We start from the raw sequence: 17,136 nt of genomic DNA, 5'->3' as shown, positions 1-17,136 counted from the left end.
TTGCCGAAGTTGTGCGGGCGCTGCCGTGGAGTACTTGTCCCATAAGTTCGTGCGAAATTCCAGCCCGGAAAATACACCATCTCTCTCTGGGACTATACAGCTAACCACCTTATGGCCGAAACGGATGTGCTGCGTAATACCGCCTTCCTGAGCCGTTTCGCGGATATAGTCGAGGATGGCGGGGCCGTCGGCAATGGCTTTGGGGTTGGTCCAGGGCTTGAAGGAATAGCCCAGCGTGTGCATGTCGGAATCGGAGCGCACGCCCGGGTAGCGGAACAGGTCCCAGGTGCCCCCAATGGCCGCGCGGGCCTCCAGAATCAGGTAGGATTTGCCCGGGCAGCGCCGCTGGAGCACATGGGCCGCCCCGATGCCCGAGAGGCCGGCCCCGACAATGAGTACGTCGAGCACATCGTTTTCAGTCTTCATAGGAGTAAGGATAGTCAGATTCCAACGGCCGGACGAGGTAGATTGTTCTTATCTGGTTTTTCGCCGAGGTTACAGGACTTACGCGTAACGGGGCCGTAATCTCGGCGGGCAACTATACTTGAACTACCGCCACGTTCCGGTAGGCCAGCCGCAACAGGCTTGGCAGCACCAGCAGCAGCAGGGGCAGGGCCAGCAGCAGGCCCCCGATAACGGCAATGGCCAGCGGCTGGTGCAGCTGGGCCCCGGCCCCGATGCCCAGAGCCAGCGGCAGCAGGGCGGCAATGGCAGCTAACGCCGTCATCAGTTTGGGGCGCAGGCGGGCGGCAATGGCGTAGCCGATGGCCGTCTCCACGGGGGCATCCTGACGGGCTTCGTTGAACTGCTGGAAGGTGAAAATGGCGTTTTCCCCGATGATGCCGACCACCATGATCAGGCCGGTGTAGGAGCCCACGTTCAGGGGCGTGCCGGTGAAGTAGAGCGCCAGCGCCCCGCCCGCCGGCCCCAGCACGGCCACCAGCAGAATCAGGCCGGCCGCCTTCAGATCCTGGAACAGAAACAGTCCCACCGCAAACACCAGTAAGCAGGCCGTGAGTAGAATGGTGAGCAGCTCCTGAAACGACTGCTGCTGCTCGGCGTAGGAGCCGCCGTACTGGATGAAGTAGCCGGGCGGCAGGGGTAAGTCGTGCTCCAGCTTCTGGCGGATTTCGCGCATGGCCGTACCTAGGTCGCGGCCGTTGAGGCGGGCCGTCACGGCGGTCATGGCCTGCAGGTTCTCCCGCTCCAGCTCCGCGTCGCCGGCCGTTACGCGCACGGTGGCCAGCTCGTCGAGGCGGCGGCGCTGGCCGCCGGGCAGGAAAATGGGCTGCTGCCGCACCTGCTCCAGGCTGGCGTTCTGGGCTCCGGGGTAGCGCAGGCGGATATTGAGCAGCTGCTCGCCTTCGAGCACGTTGCCGGCCACCACGCCTTCGAGCTGGGTCTGGAGCTGACTCTGGAAATCGAGGCCCGTGAGGCCGAACTGGGCCAGGCGGCGCGGGTCGGGCCGCACGTCCACGGCCGGGCCCATGCGCACAATGCCGTCGAACACATCGGCCGTGCCGCTGGTGCCATCCACAATGCCGGCCACCTGTTCGGCCAAAGCATAGCGGGTGCCGGTTTCGGGCCCGAACACCTTGATTTCAATGGGCTGCACGGTGCTCATCAAATCACCCAGCATGTCGCCAATTACCTGCCCGAAGTCGATGGTGAGGGCCGGTTGGGTGGCCTCGATGCGCTGGCGGATGTCGTCGATGACTTCCTCGGTGGTGCGCTCTCGGTCGGTTTTGAGGCGGATCAGGTAGTCGCCCCGGTTGGGCTCGGTGATGAAAAAGCCCATCTGGGTGCCCGTGCGCCGAGAGTAGCTGGCCACCTCGGGTACCTGCACGATGAGCTTCTCGGCCTGGCGCAGCATCTGGTCGGTCTGCTCCACGCTGGTGCCGGGGGGCGAGTTGTAATCGAGCACAATGGCGCCCTCGTCCATCTCGGGCAGAAACCCCGTGGCCAGCCGCGGAATCACGAACCAGAGTACGGCCATCAATGCCAGCACACCGACTACCACATAAATCGGGTGGCGGATGACGGAACGAACCCAGGGAATTTCGTGGTGGGCCGGGACCTCACGGGTTGCCTCACCCCCTAGCCCCCTCTCCGGGGGGAGAGGGGGGACTAGTTCTAGCTTTTCTTCTAGCTCTAGCTCTAGTTCTCCATCCAAAGAAGTAGAGAATCGGACTGAATCTGCACCAGAACTAGAAGCTAGTTCCCCCTCTCTACCGGAGAGGGGGCTAGGGGGTGAGGCTTTCGTTGAGGCTTTAGAAAGCAACAGATACAGCACCGGCAGCCCCAGCCAGGCCACGAAGAACGAGCAGATCAGGGCCACGACCATGGTGGTAGCCAGCACCTTGAAGTAGGCTCCGGCCACGCCGCCGAGCAGGGCGAAAGGCAGGAAAATAACGATGGTGCTCAGCGAAGAGCCGATCAGGGCCGGCAGCAGGTGCTGTACCGAGCGGTTCACGATTTGGCCGGGCGTGTAGGTGGGGTGGTCCTCGCCCACGCGGTGCAGTTGCTCCACCATCACCACGGCGTCGTCAATCATGAGGCCGATGGCGGCGGCCAGCGCCCCCAGGGTCATGATGTTGAACGAGTAATCGAGGCCAAAGTAGAGCACCACCAGCGTGAGGGCCAGGGCCAGCGGAATGGTGAGCAGGATGGTGAGCGAGGCCCGCCAGGAGCGCAGAAACAGGGCCGTCACCACCAGGGCCAGGGCCAGCCCGATCCAGAGCGAATCCTGGACCGAGCGCACCACTTCGCCCACGAAATCGGCCTGGTCGTAGTAGGGTTTGAGGGTGATGCCCTTGGGCAGGCCGGCCTGGAGGGCAGCTACTTTGGCCGTCACGCCCTCCGACACCAGCACCACGTTGGCGTCGGGCTGGCGCAGCACCGCAATCAGCACGGCGCTGTGGCCGTTGGCATTCACGCGGGTGTACTCCACCTGCTCGCCCAGCTGCACAGTGGCCACGTCGGCCAGGCGCACGATGCGGCGGCCGTCGTTGCGCAGCACCACGTTTTCCAGGTCCTGCTTGCTGCCGATGGTGGCATCCGTGACGGTCAGGTAGAGGCGGCGGTAATCGGCCAGGTAGCCGTTGCTCTGCACGAAGTTGGTCTGGCCGAGCATCGTGCTCACGTCGGTGGGCGTGAGGCCGAGGGCGGCCAGCGCGTCGGCCTGCAGCTCCACCTGAAACTCCTTGGTGCGCCCGCCCTGCACTTGCACCGCCGACACCCCATCAACCTGCGACAGAAACGGCTTGATGGTGTACAGGGCCAGCCGCCGCAGCTCCAAAGCCGAGCGGCCCGGAGCCTCCAGCGTGTAGCCCATCACCGGCAGAATCGCCGGATTCATGCGCTCCACCGTGATTTGGGTGCCCGCCGGCAAATCGGCCCGAATCTGGTTGAGGCGCGACTCAATGGTCTGCTGGCTGCGCACCACGTCCACGCCCCAGTCCAGGAAGGCCGAAATTTCGCAGGAGCCCCGGCTGGTAGTGGAGCGCAGCAGCTTGAGGCCGGGCACCTGCTTTATGGCGTTTTCCAGGGGCTTGGTCACGGTCACCATCATGCGGTCCACGGGCTGCAGGCCGTTGTCGGCAATCACCTTCACCTTCGGAAACGTGACCTCCGGAAACAGGGCCACATTAATGCGCCGGTACGCCAGCGTACCCAGGGCCAGCACCAGGGCCAGTACCACCGCAATCGGAGCCTTGTAGGTTTGGAACATGAGCGTTAGGGTCGGTTCGCCTCACCCCCCGGCCCCCTCTCCGAAAAGGAGAGGGGGAGCCGAACGATTCGGACGATTCGGACGGTTCGTTTTCGTCTGATGAAAAACTACTAGCTGACCGCTAGCAGCCAATGAATCCGGTAAAGGCTCCCCCTCTCCTTTTCGGAGAGGGGGCCGGGGGGTGAGGCGCTCGTCAGCGCTCCATCTTCACCGCCGCCGTGTCATCCAGTCCATAATTTCCCGTTACCAGAATTCGGTCCTGGGGCGAGAAGCGGGGGCTTTTGATTTCGATGCGGCCGCCGGGCTGCTCCTGGCCGGGCTGCACGGGGACCTTCACGGCGGTGGAGTCGTTGAGCAGGCGCATGACCCAGAAGCTGGTTTGGGTTTCGTCGGTGAGCACGGCCGAGCGGGGCAGAGTGGTGGCCGGGTAGGGCGCGGTTTTGTCGAGCTCCACCGTAACGGTTACGTTCTCGGGCAGCTGGGGCGCGGGGCCGACGGAGCGCACGGTGTAGCGCTGCACCTGGGCGGCGAGGTCGGCGGCGGGCAGCACCTCGGCCACCCGGCCCGGCAGCACCCGCCCGTCGGGCAGCGTGATGCGGCAGCGCTGGCCGGTGCGCACGTAGCGCAGTTGGGTCACGGGCACATCAAGCACGAAGCCGAAGCGCGACTGGTCGTAAACCATTGCCAGCTGCTCGCCGTCCTGCACGTAGTCGCCGGCCAGCTTGTCCACCGTGGCCAGCACCCCGCCCCGGGGGCTCGGGATGCGGATGATGCCGCTGAAACGCAGCTTCGGGTCGCCCGTGATTTGGTCGAGGTGCAGGGTGCGGGCTTCCTTGGTCTGGAGCGTGAACACCGTTTGGCCCGCCCGCACCGTCTGGCCGGGCACAGGCGCGGGGGCCAGCACGTAGCCCGTAACGGTGGCCCGCAGCACGTCCTTGGCCGGGTACGCCGACACGGCCCGCAGCTCCAGCACGTCGGTCACGGTATCGGTTTGCACCCGGCCCACCGTCACCACGGCCCGCGGCGTCACGGCCGCTTCGGTATCAGCTTCCTCGGCCGGCGCGGCCGGGTTGCAGGCGGTGATGAGGAGGGGTAGGAATATGAAAAGGAGGTGCTTGGTCATGGAATAGGGCAAGATGAACGTCATGCTGAGCGAAGGCGTAGCCGTAGTCGAAACATCTCTACCGCAACAGCAACTGAATTGGCTGGCTCCCCCTCTCCTTTTTTGGAGAGGGGGCCGGGGGGTGAGGCGAACCGTCTGAACGAAGCGGTAGAGATGCTTCGACTCCGCTCAGCATGACGCCCCTTTTACTGGCAACGTCACTCGCTCAGATAATCCAGCTGATACAAAATCCGTAGCCGGTCGGTTTCGGCCTGGGTGAGGCTGAACTGGAAGTTGCGGGTGCCGGTGATGAGCTGAAGGTAGTCGAGGATGCTGATGTCGCCGGTGGCCAGCTGCTGGCGGCCGGCCTCGACGAGGGCGTTGGCTACCCGCAGCTGCTCGCGGAGGCTGGCCAGCAGCTGGGCCGTGGCCCCGAGCTGGCTCTGGAGCTGGTCATAAAGCTGCTGGCGCTGGGCGTTGAGGAAGGAGCGGTAACCGCGGCGGGTCTGCTCGGCCACGTCCAGCCGCGAGTACCCGAGCTGGCGCTGGTGGCCGTCGAAAATCGGGACCGAAAGCTGCAGGCCCCCGCTGACGCCGAATCGCCGCTGAATTGCAATCAGCGAAGCCGACTGCAACCCGATATCGGCTACGACCTGGAGACGGGGGCGGTATCCCAGGTCGATGGCCTGGCGCTGGAGGCGCAGGTTGAGGCTGTCGAGGGTGTACTGGCGCTGGGTGATGGATGTGAGGCCGGCCAGCGTGGGGTGGGTGGGCGGCGCGGGCGCGGCCAGGGCGCGCAAAGTGGTGTCGGTGAGGCCGCAGAGGTAGCGCAGGGTGCCCAGCTCGCTGCGGTAGCTGAGACGATTTTGCAGCACCGTCACCTCCTGGCTGCGCACCGAGAGGTAGTAAGAGAGGTACTGCGTCTGCTTGTAGAGGCCGCCGTTCACGAGCCGGCGCAGTAGCACGTCCTGGCGGTTGAGTTGGACCAGAATTTCGCGGCTGAAGGCCAGCAGCTGCTCGGCGGCGTAGGCCGTCAGGAACTGATCCGTGACGGTGCGGCGCAGGTCCAGGGCCGAGAGGCGGCCGTTGTTGCGTAGCGTGAGGCCCTGGTTTTCAAGCAGGCGGTAGTCGTTGCGCAGCACGTTGCCGTTGAGCAACGGCTGGCTCACGCTGGCCACGGTGCCGTAGTTGCCGCCGTTGCTCACGGCCTCATCGTAGCCGAAATTGCGGCTGTAGGGCGCGGCCACGGCTACCGCGTTACCGGCTACGTAGGGCCGGTTCTGGGCGGCCCGGCGCAGACTGTCCACCCGATTCTGGAGCACCTGCCCGCGCAGGTCGCGCAGCAGCGGACTGTTCTGGCGGGCTGCTTGCAGGAACTCCTCCAGGGTATTAGGGGCGGCCGGGGTGGTCGGCTGGGCTATTCCCGCGGGGGCCAGCAGCAGGAGCACGGGCAGCAGCCAATTCAGCAGCGGCCACCGGCTAACCAGGCACAAATCGAACAATACAGAATGCAAGGGCAGGGTAAGTTGGATTCCGTAAAGGTGGAAGGCAATTCTGAAGCAAATCTGAGCTGGGCGGCCGGGCCCGATGCGGGCTGGTGAGCGGCTGATTTGTACGCATGGGCCGCCCAAACAACCGAAACCGCCGCAGCTGCCAGGCGTTCCACAGATTTGCTTCAGACCCGGTCCGTAGGTTCGGGTTCTTTTCCCCTCTTTCTTGCTCTTTATGAAGAAGCTGCCCGAAATCACCCTGCTGTTCTGGATCATGAAGATCTGCGCCACCACCCTTGGCGAAACGGCCGGCGACCTGCTGGCCCAGACCCTGAACGTAGGCTACGCGGTCAGCTCCATCATTCTGCTCGGCATCTTCCTCGTCACGCTGGTGGGCCAGCTGGCCGCCAAACGCTACATTCCGGCCCTGTACTGGGCCGTGATTCTGGCCACCAGCACGGCCGGCACCACCATGTCGGACTACATGGACCGCACCCTGGGCCTGGGCTACGCCACTGGAGCGCTCATTCTGGTGACCATTCTGGCCGTGATTCTGGGCGCGTGGTGGCTGAGCGAAAAGTCGTTGTCCGTCACCGATGTGCAGTCGCGCCGGGCCGAGCTGTTCTACTGGACGGCCATCCTGTTCTCCAACACCCTCGGCACCGCCCTCGGCGACTACTTGGCCGACGATTCGGGGCTGGGCTTCGCGGGTGGGGCGCTGCTGATTGGCTCGTTGCTGGCTCTGGTGGTGCTGGCCCACTATTTCACCCGCATCTCGTCGGTGCTGCTGTTCTGGGTGGCCTTCGTGCTCACCCGCCCGTTCGGGGCCACCGTGGGCGACCTGCTCACCAAGGATACTAGCCAGAACGGCCTCGGCTTCGGCACCATTGGCTCCTCGCTCATCCTGTTCGCCGTGCTGGTCGGGCTGGCGGTGTACACTACCATCCAGCTCCGCCGCCCCCGGTTGGAAGCCGCGTAACTATACGCTAGAACGTCATGCTGAGCTTGCCGAAGCATCTCTACCGCTTCGTAACAGTCTCTCAACGAAGCGGTAGAGATGCTTCGGCAAGCTCAGCATGACGTCCTGGGGCCCTCTTCGCCGCCCATCACCCAACTTCCCCAGAATTCCTTCAGATTTGCGCCGTTCCTTCGAAGCCAGTCCGCGCGGTGTGGGCTGGCTGCTGCCTGCCCTATGAAACTGCTTCTGGTTGAAGATGAACCCGCCCTGCGCACCACCCTCATGGATTACCTGCGCCAGAGCGGCTACGTGTGCGAAGTGGCCGGCAGCTACGAGCAGGCCCGGGAAAAGGTAAAGCTCTACGAGTACGACTGCGTGGTCCTCGACCTGACCCTGCCCGACGGCAACGGCCTCGACATCCTGCGCGCCCTCAAGGCCGACGGCTCCCGGGCCGGCGTGCTCATCATCTCGGCCCGGGCCGCCCTCGACGACCGCCTCGCGGGCCTCGACCTGGGCGCCGACGACTACCTGACCAAGCCCTTCCACTTGGCCGAACTGAACTCGCGGCTCCGGGCCATTATCCGGCGACGGCAGTTCCAGGGCCACCACCACATTGCCTTCCGCGACCTGCTGGTGTGGCCCGAGCAGGCCGAAGTGTTCGTGCGCGAGCAGCCCCTCACGCTCACCCGCAAGGAATACGACTTGCTGCTGTTTCTGCTGGCCAACCCCAACCGCGTACTCACCAAGGAAGCCATTGCCGAGCACCTCTGCGGCGACGCCGTGGACTCCGCCGACTCGTTCGACTTCATCTACACCCACCTGAAAAACCTGCGCAAAAAGCTCCAGGAAAAAGGCGCCGACAACTATATCCGCACCATGTACGGCGTGGGCTACAAGCTGAGCATGGACTGAGTTTTGGGGCAGGTGCTTTGTAAAGGACAGTGTCATGCTGAGCGCAGCGTAGCGGAGTCGAAGCATCTCTACCGCTTCGTTGAAATGCCATTCAAATGCTATGGTTACCATTGCAGTAGAGATGCTTGACTCCGCTACACTGCGCTCAGCATGACACTGTTTCCATAATAAGCCTCATTTCGTGAAGCTCCTCACCAAAACCAACCGCTACTACCTGCTACTGACCACCGTGCTGTTTGCGCTGGCGGGGGTGGCGCTGTACTACGGCCTGTACGCGGCTCTGCGCAGCGAGGTGGAGGAGCAACTCAGTAATGCCCGCCTGCACCTGGAACGCCGGGCCGCCACCGGGGAAGCGCTGACCGCCACGCCCTTCGAGTACCAGTTGAGCGTGAGCCCCGTACCGCGCCCGCTCGGCTACCGCGACACGCTGTTACTCGATGCGCAGGAGCAGGAAATGGTGCCTTTCCGCCAGTTCACGTTCCCGTTGCAGGTGCAGGGCCAGCCCCGCTGGGTAACGCTGCGCAAATCGTTGGTGGAAACCGACGACGTGCTGGGCGTGGTGCTGACGGTGCTCCTGACGGTGCTGGGGCTGCTGCTGCTGGGCGTGGTGCTGCTCAACCGCTGGCTGGCCCACCGCCTCTGGGCCCCGTTCCGCCACACGTTGCACACGCTACGCCACTACGGGGTGCAGGAAAACCGGGTGCTCACGTTTCCGCCCGTGAGCACCGACGAATTTGCCGAGCTCAACGACGAGTTGACCCGCCTGAGCCAGCGCCTGGTGGCCGACTACGAAGCCATGCGCGAGTTCACGGCCAACGCCGCCCACGAAACCCAGACCCCGTTGGCCATCATGCAGGCCAAGCTGGAGCAGATGCTGCAGCTCCCGGAGCTGGCAAACCCCGCCCTGGCTGCCCTCACCACCGACCTTTACCAGGCCACCCTACGCCTCTCGCGCCTGCACCAGGCCCTCACGCTGCTGAGTAAAATCGAGAACCGGCAGTTTGCCGAAACCGCCCCGCTCCACCTGGCCCGTTTGCTGCGCGAGAAAGCTCAGCAGCTCCAGCCCCTGCTCGACGCCCGCGCCCTGACCCTCACCCTGGACCTGGCCGCCGAACCCGTGGGCCTGCGCCTGCACCCCGGCCTGGCCGATTCGCTGGTGCACAACCTGCTCCAGAACGCCATCAAGCACAACGTGCGCGGCGGCACAATAGCCGTGCAGCTCACGCCCCGCGCCCTGGAAGTCAGTAACACCGGCCCGGCCATCAGCGGCGACCCGGCCCGGTTCTTCGAGCGGTTCCAGAAGCACGAAGCCGCCTCCGCCTCGCCCGGCCTGGGCCTGTCCATCGTGCAGCAAATCGGCCGCTACTACGGTTTCCCGGTCAGCTACACCTTCGAGCCCGCCACCTCCCGCCATACGCTCCGGGTAAGGTTTTGAGTTGTCAGTTGTGAGTCGTCTGTTGTCGGGAAAACAGCCCGTCATGCTGAGCGCAGTCGAAGCATCTCTACCGCTTCGTTGTAGTGCTAGCCCAGCCGACACGATTACCATTGCGGTAGAGATGCTTCGATTCTGCTCCGCTGCGCTCAGCATGACGGGCTGTTTTCCTGACAATCAACAACCAACCACTGACAACCAGATTACAAACAGATTCGGGCCCTACGTTTGGGGGAATTTATTCTTAATTCCTTCCCTATGAAACGTACGATTGTGTTGCTGGGCGCGGCCCTGCTGCTGGCCGGTTCGGCTTCGGCCCAGAAACTGAAAGCTGCCCAAGTACCTGCTGCGGTGGTGGCCGGCTTCAACCGACAATTTCCCCAGGCCAGGGAAGTGAAGTGGGAGAAGGAAGACGAGCAGTACGAAGCCGGTTTCGAGCAGGGCAAACAAGAACTATCGGTGCTGCTGGACGCCAGCGGGCAACTGGTCGAAACCGAGACGGGAATCAAGGTAGAGCAGCTGCCTGCCGCCGTGCGGGCCACGCTGGCCCGCCAGTACAAAGGCATCAAAATAAAGGAAGCCGCCAAAATTGTGGCTGCCGGCACGGGCGCGGTTACCTACGAAGCTGAAATTGCGCAGAGCGGCAAAACGGTCGATGTACTCTTCGACGCCGAACGCCGGGAAGTAAAGAAATAACGAGGATAGGCGGGTAGGAGCGAAGCTTGGCGCGTTGTCCCTACACCGTTTCGTGGCCCTCGGTGGCCAGTTCCCGTAGCATTTCCCGCAGGCCCTCGGGCTCCTGCACCAAGCGGAAGATATGGGCCAGGTACTCGGCTTCGGCCTTGAGATGGCGCTTGAACTGGCGGATTTCCTGCTCACGCTTCTTGCCGGTGCTGCCGCTGAACCCATTCTCGCCGTATTTCAGCTCGTTGAGTTGCTGCTTGAGCTCGATTTGCTGCTGGGTGAGGGCCTGGGTGTAGCGGCTGAGCAGAGTGTCGTCGGTGGCGGAAGGCGGGGCGGTTTCGGCCAGCAGCTGGAGTAGGGTGTAGAGGTCGTTGGTTTCGTAGGCCTCCGTGATGCGCTGCATGAGCTGGGTGCGCTGCTGCTGGCCGGGGGCGTCCTGCACCAGATCGGGGTGGTGGGCGCGGGCGAGCTGGCGGTAGAGGGTTTTGGTGTTCGAGAGCAGGGCTTGCTCCTGATTCCGTACTTCCTGGGCCGCAGCCTCATCGGCCTTCTGCTGCTTGGTTTTGCGCCGGGTCCGGGCCGCTTCCGCCGCCTGCTCGTGGGCGGGCCGGTCGTCGTGGCCGTTGCCGGGCCTGGCGGGTTCAGGGGCGTTGGCCGTTGCGGGTGCGGGTTCATCGTCGTCATCTACCCGGCGGCGGGGGGCGTACTTGCGCAGGATGGCCGCCGCATCTTCCCCAAACCGGTCCTGGAGGGCGCGGGCATTGCCCACGATGAGGACCGTAATCTGCTGCTCTTCCAGGCGGCTGAAGTAGCCCAGCAGCAGGGCTTCTTCCAGGGGCGCAAACAGGGCCTCGCGGGCCTGTACCACCGTGGCCGCTGCCGGCCCCACCTGCTGCCAGTAGCGCCGCCGGGCCTCGGCCTGCTCCGCCTTCAGTTCCCGCAGGCGCTGCCGCAGCCCCTCCACCTGCGCCACCGCCTCCCGAAACGCCCGCTGGGCCGGCGTGCCGGGTGCCTCCGCCGGCACGGGCGTAGGCAAAGAGTTAGCGGCCGGCAGGTCCGTAAGCGGGTTGTGGAGGTGCATCGGTGAATGAGTGAATTGGTGGGAGCTACAAAGATACTGTCCTCCCGAGCGGAGCGAAGGATACTGGCTCGCTAAAACAACATCGTGCTGACGTGAGAAGATCATTCGTGCTGCTCAGGATGATAGTTCCAGCCACTGAGTCACTCCTTCACCGCTCCCACAGTTCAAATGCCGTTCGAAACGTGTTGCAGTGCGCGTCCACGATGTCGGCGAGGCGTTCGGAGTAGCCGCCGCCTATGCACACGGCTACGGGCAGGCCGGCCGTTTTGCAGAGGCCGAGCACGTACTCGTCGCGCTGGCGGCAACCGGTTTGGGTGAGAGCGAGCTTGCCCAGCTTATCGGTGGCCAGCACGTCGACGCCGGCCAGGTAGAACACGAAATCGGGCTGCACCTCAGCCAGCAGGCGCGGCAGGGTTTCGCGCAGGCGGCGCAGGTACTCCGCGTCGCCGGTACCCAGTTCCAGGGCTACGTCCAGGTCCGACTGCTCCTTGCGGAGCGGGTAGTTGGCCCCGGCGTGCATCGAGAAGGTGAACACGCGCGGCTCGTTGCGGAAGATGCTGGCCGTACCGTCGCCTTGGTGCACGTCTACATCGACGACCAGTACCTGGCGGGCCAAACCGTGGTGGAGCAAATGGGCGGCGGCAATGGCTACGTCGTTGAGCACGCAAAACCCCTCGCCCCGGTCCCGAAACGCATGGTGGGTGCCGCCGGCCAGGTTCAGCCCCACCCCGTCGCGCAGGGCCCGCTTAGCCGATTCGAGCGTGCCTGCCGAGCTGCTCAACGAGCGGCGCGTCAGTTCCGGGCTTTGCGGCAGGCCCAGGCGGCGTACCTCGGCCACGCTCAGCTGCTGGTCGCGGACTTTGTGCCAGTACTCCTGGGAGTGTACCCGCAAAATATCCTCTTCAGGGCAGAAGCCGGGGTCGTAGAAGTCGGCCTCGGTGGCTACGCCCTGCCAGAGCAGCTGCTCCCGAATCAGGCCGTATTTGGCGATGGGGAAGCGGTGGCCGGCGGGTAGCGGCAGCGTGTAACGGTCGGACGTGGCGAGGCGAGGCATAAGCAGAGGCACAACGCGGCCCCGGCGCCGTAGGTTTTACCCTTTTCCCAGCTCAGTTGAAAAGTTTGGCGGCGCTACAGCAGGAAGATGATGATCGAGTGGTGCCCTTTCTGCAAATTCGAGGTTGGGCCCCACGTGGGTTTTGGTCCAGCTTATTCCGTTGAATTCGGCAGTGTCTCTGTGTACATCACCGTCAAATAAATTAAATTATCCCAAACAGAATAAATAAAACGGATTTCATTCCTCCAAAAAGCGCGATTGGTAGAAGGTAATAAAAATTTTGAAAATATTATTGACAAGCGTTGCAATTGAAAAAATAACTCCCCTATCTTTGTCCCGTTCAAGAGCAACACTTGCCTCGAACTAATACCGCCTCTCTGCCATGCGCCGCCACGTCAATTACTATCAGCCAATGCTCAGCTCGCTGGATCGGAAGATCCAGCCGGGGTTCGGCGCGCCAGCTCGCAGATGAGGTTTTAAACCCGCCATCCGTTTATGCAAACGCCCGAATCCAACCAGATTCGGGCGTTTCCTTTTTCATTCACTTCCTATTTATCCCTGGTTATGTTCCTGCTCATCATCAACCTGCACGCTGGGCCGCGGCCCCTTGCTGCCCCCGGGTGGCCCGCCGCCCGCCCGGTGCCCACTGCCCCGTAGCCCTTATTCCGGAAGGTCAAACGCTTCATTTAACCGGTCCTTACTAGGACTACAAGAAGTCAGTAACCTGGGCTTTTTTCTCGTTTAATAATTCGTCTTAAGAAACGAGTTCGGGAAAATATTGCCTAAAAATTCCGGTCGGATTTATTCGATTGAAATCAATTTTACGATTGAAATAATCGGATGGGAGCAGTGCGTCCTGTTTTTTGAGAAAATCATGAAATCAATTCGTCTTACCGGCCCCCGCGGCCTTTCGTTTTTGCCCACTGTTCCGTTGCGGAGCGGTCCTTACCAATGTCTAACCGCCATAAAACTCTATCGGCCCAGGCCCTGGCCGCCCAACGGGCCGTAGCCGTCCTGGCTTACCGTTTCGCGGGCCGTAAATGGCCCCTGGTCCGCCAGATCCAGTACCTGTACACGTGCGCCTCGGTGGCCGATGTGCACGCCGTGTTGGAACCCGCTTCGGTGCCCGCGCTGCTCTACGTGCAGTGTTTGCACGGGCGCTCCGAAAAAGAGCGGAGCCGTGCGCACGCCGCTCTGCAAGCACTGGTGGGCTGCCAGACCGATATCCTCAACCGGCCCGAATTGGTACCCGCCGTGGCTGCCATCTGCCGCCTCTACTACTACCGCCGCCGCGAATTATCCGACTGGCAACCCCAGCGCCGCAATGCCTACCGGCAGCTCTACAGCCTGGTGCGCCACCTCTTCGATGAATTCGGCGACGTGCCCTGCTGGGTGGTGGAAGCTTGGGCGACCGGCCAGCTCACCCAGCACGGCCTGGACCTGGCCCGCCTAACGGTGCACCTGGGCAGCGGCCAAGCCCTGCGCACCTTCGCGGGGCTGCCGGTGCCGCTCACCCGCCGCCTGGAGCACGCCCTGCGGCAGGCACCCTGCGAGTATAGCTTCGTGCAGGCTCTGCGCTACGCCCAACTAGCCGACCTCGGGGCCCTGGCGCTGCTGGAGCCGCTGCTGGCCACCCGCCTGGGCCAGGAAACCGGACCCGATGACGCCTTCTGGCTGACGGTGGTGGCCTTTTTTCGGGATGCCCCGATGGTGGACCCCTGGCAGCTGGGGCCGGTGTGCGACTGGATTCATCAGCGGCGCACCGTGGGTACCGACGGCGAGCCGCCCCAGCCGGGCTTCTCGCTTAAGGGCCGCCGCATGGACTCGGTTTTGCGCCTGACCACCCGTTGGCACCGGCGCACCCACCGCGCCCGCACCTACTGGGGCTACGGGCTGTCGTTGGCCACCACCTGGGCCGGGCTGCCGATTGCGGATTTTGAGGCCCATGGTACGGTATGGGTGCTCATTACCCAGGTGCTTGGCTACGGCCAGCTGCTGGAAGAGGGTAGCACCCAGAAGCACTGCGTGTCATCGTACGCCTATTCCTGCCTGCGGGGACGTTGCGGCATCTTTTCGCTGCGGCTGCACGGGGCCCGCGCCCTCACCGTGGAGGTCCGGCCCAACCGCCAGATCGTCCAGATTCGGGGGCGGGAAAACCGGGCGGCCACCGAGCAGGAGCGGTACTGGCTCACGCAGTGGGCCTCCAAAGCCGGCCTCAGCTTTTTGCCCGGAGCCTGATATGTTACCCGCATCCTCACCCCTAAAGGCAGCCCGATCTACCCCACGGCCAGCCGATATCCAAGCCTTCATCAACTTTCTGCTAGCCCTGAATTCCCCGGTCCCGGCGGCCGGAAACCAGCAAACTGCCTGCGTGGCGCTTCCTGCAGGCAATCTGTCAACGCTAAATCCTCCCATCTCATGTACCTCACTTACCCACCAAGTCTAGCAATAGCGATATGGCAGACACTCGTGGACCGGGCCTTTACCGCCCAGCGGCCGTCAGTTCTGACGCCCGCCCAGAGTTGGCATTGTTCGCCAACAACCCATCCCTCAAAACACCACTAAAATGGCTTCTCAACTACGCGGCAACGACCTTCGCCAACTGGGTTTCCCGGAAGGTCGTGCCATCGGGCTGGCGCTGGCCCAATTACAGCGCAAACACCTTAAACGCCTCTCCCAAACCGATCAGCTGGTGCTGCTCCGGGCCCTGCTCGACGCGCCCTCCAACTTCCTCACCCACCTCGACTGGAGCCACACGGCCGCCGCGTTGCTGCCCGCCCCAAGCCGCCACATTGCCCTCGCCGAGCGCAAGGACTACGCCATTTTCGGGGCCGAGCACATCGAGCAGGGTGCTATTCATCAGATGGAAACCGCCATGAAACTGCCCGTGACGGTGGCCGGGGCCCTCATGCCCGATGCCCACCACGGCTACGGCCTGCCCATCGGGGGCGTGCTGGCCACCGACAACGCCGTCATTCCGTATGCCGTGGGCGTGGATATTGGCTGCCGGATGGCACTGTCGGTATTCGCGCTGCCACCCAAGCACCTGGAGCAGCGGGTGCAGGAGCTGCGTAAGCTGCTGCTCGATAACACCCGGTTCGGGGGGCGCGACGTGTTCCGCCGGGGCCAGCACCTCGACCACGCGGTGCTGAGTCGGAGCGAGTTCCGGGATATTCCCTTCCTGCGCAACAAGCTCGATACGGCGGCGGCCCAGATCGGCTCCTCGGGCGGCGGCAACCACTTCGTGGAGTGGGGCGTGGTCGAAATCACGGACCCCACCAACGAAATGGGCGTGCCCGTGGGCCGGTACCTGGGCCTACTCTCGCACTCCGGTTCGCGGGGTATGGGCGCGGCCATTGCCAACCACTACACCAAGCTCGCCAAGGACGTCTGCCAATTGCCCGGCGAAGCCCAACACCTAGCCTGGCTCGGCCTCGACACCGAAGCCGGCCAGGAATACTGGGCGGCCATGAACCTAGCCGGTGATTACGCCTCGGCCTGCCACCACCAGATTCATCACCGGCTGGCCAAGGCCCTCGGCGAAAAGCCCCTGGCCAAGGTGGAAAACCACCACAACTTCGCCTGGAAAGAGCGGTTGGCCGACGGCCGGGAAGTGGTGTTGCACCGCAAAGGGGCCACGCCGGCCGGCGCGGGCGTGCTGGGTATCATTCCCGGCTCCATGACCGCTCCTGGCTTTATCGTGCGGGGGCGGGGCGAGGCATTGTCGCTCAGCTCCGCCTCCCACGGGGCGGGGCGGGCCATGTCGCGGACCCGGGCCAAGGCCGAACTGGGCAAAGCCGACCTGCGCCGCTATCTGCGCCAGCATCAGGTGGAACTGCTCGGTGGCGGCCTCGACGAAGCCCCCCAGGCCTACAAGGACATCCGGCAGGTAATGCAAAGCCAGACCGAGTTGGTAGACGTGCTCGGCTCCTTCACCCCGCGAATCGTGCGGATGGAAGGAGGGGTGTAGACAGCCTGATAAGAGAGAGAAGGCCCCACTGCCCGGTTACAAAACCGGGTGGTGGGGCCTTCTATGGAGGAAATTATCCAGTTAGGGACGAAGCCGGCGGTGGCGGAACGCGGCCACTTCCGGCTGCCTGTCGTCATCGTGGAAAGCGTCAACCCGTTCAGTCGGTTCATCGCTCAGAAGAGGAAGTAAATCAGCTAAAATCAGCAGCGCCAGAGTAGTGGCTGCCAGGTTGGGAGAAGCGGTGTACTTTTCCATAGGTAGTCAATGTTAGGCATCACAAGAAATAAATGGGACAACCTCCGGCCGGTGCTTGGGCAAAAGGCAATAAAGAGAGTAGAACAGAGGCCGCCAACTAGCTTGAGCAAATCAAAGGCGGTAGCCGACCTTATAAGACTTACGATAAAAGACCGTTAATCAGATTGATAATAGTGTTTTTTTATGGCAAAGAAGAGTCCGCAGTTTCGCCTGGTGTTCTGGAACCCGAAGCCATATATGGTCGATGAGTGGGCTTTTCAGGATGAATAAAACGGTTTTGGTGAGTATAGAGGAAAGTGTTAAAACATTGATGATAGGATTAAATTTGTTTGAATATTAAAAATAAAAATTAGAAAAATATAATTATATCTTAGAGCGTGTTTGGGAATTAGGTAGGGCGAAAAGAAACGAGCCAGTAAGTTGCGGTAGGAGTTCCTAGGCTCCGATTCGCATCATGGTTGACGGCTA

General features: G+C 63.0%; 13 protein-coding genes. 6 read left to right on the top strand and 7 right to left on the bottom strand.

The genetic code is table 11. The annotated features are described in order from the left end of the window. From CDA63_RS18795 to CDA63_RS18780, 4 genes are all read right to left on the bottom strand, one after another. Positions 1-426: NAD(P)-binding protein (locus CDA63_RS18795; RefSeq protein ID WP_199797559.1), on the bottom strand; the 426-nt coding region annotated here is incomplete at its 3' end. Positions 427-538: 112 nt separating this feature from the next. After that, a complete protein-coding gene (locus CDA63_RS21475; protein WP_088466000.1) occupies positions 539-3,730 on the bottom strand; it encodes an efflux RND transporter permease subunit in 3,192 nt (1,063 codons plus the stop codon). 193 nt (positions 3,731-3,923) lie between these two features. Then, positions 3,924-4,853 (bottom strand): efflux RND transporter periplasmic adaptor subunit, encoded by a 930-nt coding sequence (locus CDA63_RS18785; RefSeq protein WP_165768394.1) that lies wholly within the window; start codon positions 4,851-4,853, stop codon positions 3,924-3,926. Between the two features lie 197 nt (positions 4,854-5,050). Then, positions 5,051-6,346: a TolC family protein gene (locus CDA63_RS18780; protein ID WP_165768393.1), complete on the bottom strand. Its 1,296-nt coding sequence runs from the start codon at positions 6,344-6,346 to the stop codon at positions 5,051-5,053. Between the two features lie 211 nt (positions 6,347-6,557). Between CDA63_RS18780 and CDA63_RS18775 the strand changes: the two genes are divergently transcribed. From CDA63_RS18775 to CDA63_RS18760, 4 genes are all read left to right on the top strand, one after another. After that, positions 6,558-7,301, top strand: coding sequence for a COG4705 family protein (locus CDA63_RS18775; protein ID WP_088465997.1), 744 nt, complete (start codon positions 6,558-6,560; stop codon positions 7,299-7,301). Positions 7,302-7,514: 213 nt separating this feature from the next. Next, the gene (locus tag CDA63_RS18770) at positions 7,515-8,192 is read left to right on the top strand and encodes a response regulator transcription factor (RefSeq protein WP_088465996.1); all 678 of its coding nucleotides are present in this window, start codon (positions 7,515-7,517) and stop codon (positions 8,190-8,192) included. Positions 8,193-8,373: 181 nt separating this feature from the next. Further along, the gene (locus tag CDA63_RS18765) at positions 8,374-9,627 is read left to right on the top strand and encodes a sensor histidine kinase (RefSeq protein ID WP_088465995.1); all 1,254 of its coding nucleotides are present in this window, start codon (positions 8,374-8,376) and stop codon (positions 9,625-9,627) included. Between the two features lie 255 nt (positions 9,628-9,882). Next, the gene (locus CDA63_RS18760; protein ID WP_088465994.1) at positions 9,883-10,320 is read left to right on the top strand and encodes a PepSY-like domain-containing protein; all 438 of its coding nucleotides are present in this window, start codon (positions 9,883-9,885) and stop codon (positions 10,318-10,320) included. A 40-nt stretch (positions 10,321-10,360) separates the two neighbouring features. Here the strand turns inward: CDA63_RS18760 and CDA63_RS18755 are convergent, their stop codons facing one another. Both CDA63_RS18755 and CDA63_RS18750 read right to left on the bottom strand, forming a co-directional pair. Further along, positions 10,361-11,389, bottom strand: a complete 1,029-nt coding sequence (locus CDA63_RS18755) for a J domain-containing protein (RefSeq protein ID WP_088465993.1) — start codon at positions 11,387-11,389, stop codon at positions 10,361-10,363. A 148-nt stretch (positions 11,390-11,537) separates the two neighbouring features. Continuing rightward, positions 11,538-12,443 carry a histone deacetylase family protein gene (locus tag CDA63_RS18750; protein ID WP_088465992.1) on the bottom strand — a complete coding sequence of 302 codons (906 nt, stop codon included), beginning with the start codon at positions 12,441-12,443 and terminating at the stop codon, positions 11,538-11,540. A 951-nt stretch (positions 12,444-13,394) separates the two neighbouring features. Between CDA63_RS18750 and CDA63_RS18745 the strand changes: the two genes are divergently transcribed. Both CDA63_RS18745 and CDA63_RS18740 read left to right on the top strand, forming a co-directional pair. Beyond that, a complete protein-coding gene (locus CDA63_RS18745) occupies positions 13,395-14,681 on the top strand; it encodes a PcfJ domain-containing protein (RefSeq protein WP_088465991.1) in 1,287 nt (428 codons plus the stop codon). 328 nt (positions 14,682-15,009) lie between these two features. After that, positions 15,010-16,413: an RtcB family protein gene (locus tag CDA63_RS18740; RefSeq protein WP_088465990.1), complete on the top strand. Its 1,404-nt coding sequence runs from the start codon at positions 15,010-15,012 to the stop codon at positions 16,411-16,413. Positions 16,414-16,494: 81 nt separating this feature from the next. Here the strand turns inward: CDA63_RS18740 and CDA63_RS20980 are convergent, their stop codons facing one another. Next, a complete protein-coding gene (locus tag CDA63_RS20980; RefSeq protein WP_165768392.1) occupies positions 16,495-16,668 on the bottom strand; it encodes a hypothetical protein in 174 nt (57 codons plus the stop codon). Positions 16,669-17,136 lie beyond the last annotated feature (468 nt).

This window comes from Hymenobacter amundsenii (assembly GCF_002204745.1).
Lineage (GTDB): Bacteria > Bacteroidota > Bacteroidia > Cytophagales > Hymenobacteraceae > Hymenobacter > Hymenobacter amundsenii.
Note: the sequence above shows the minus strand (reverse complement) of the source record. Positions and strands in the feature narration are given on the sequence as shown.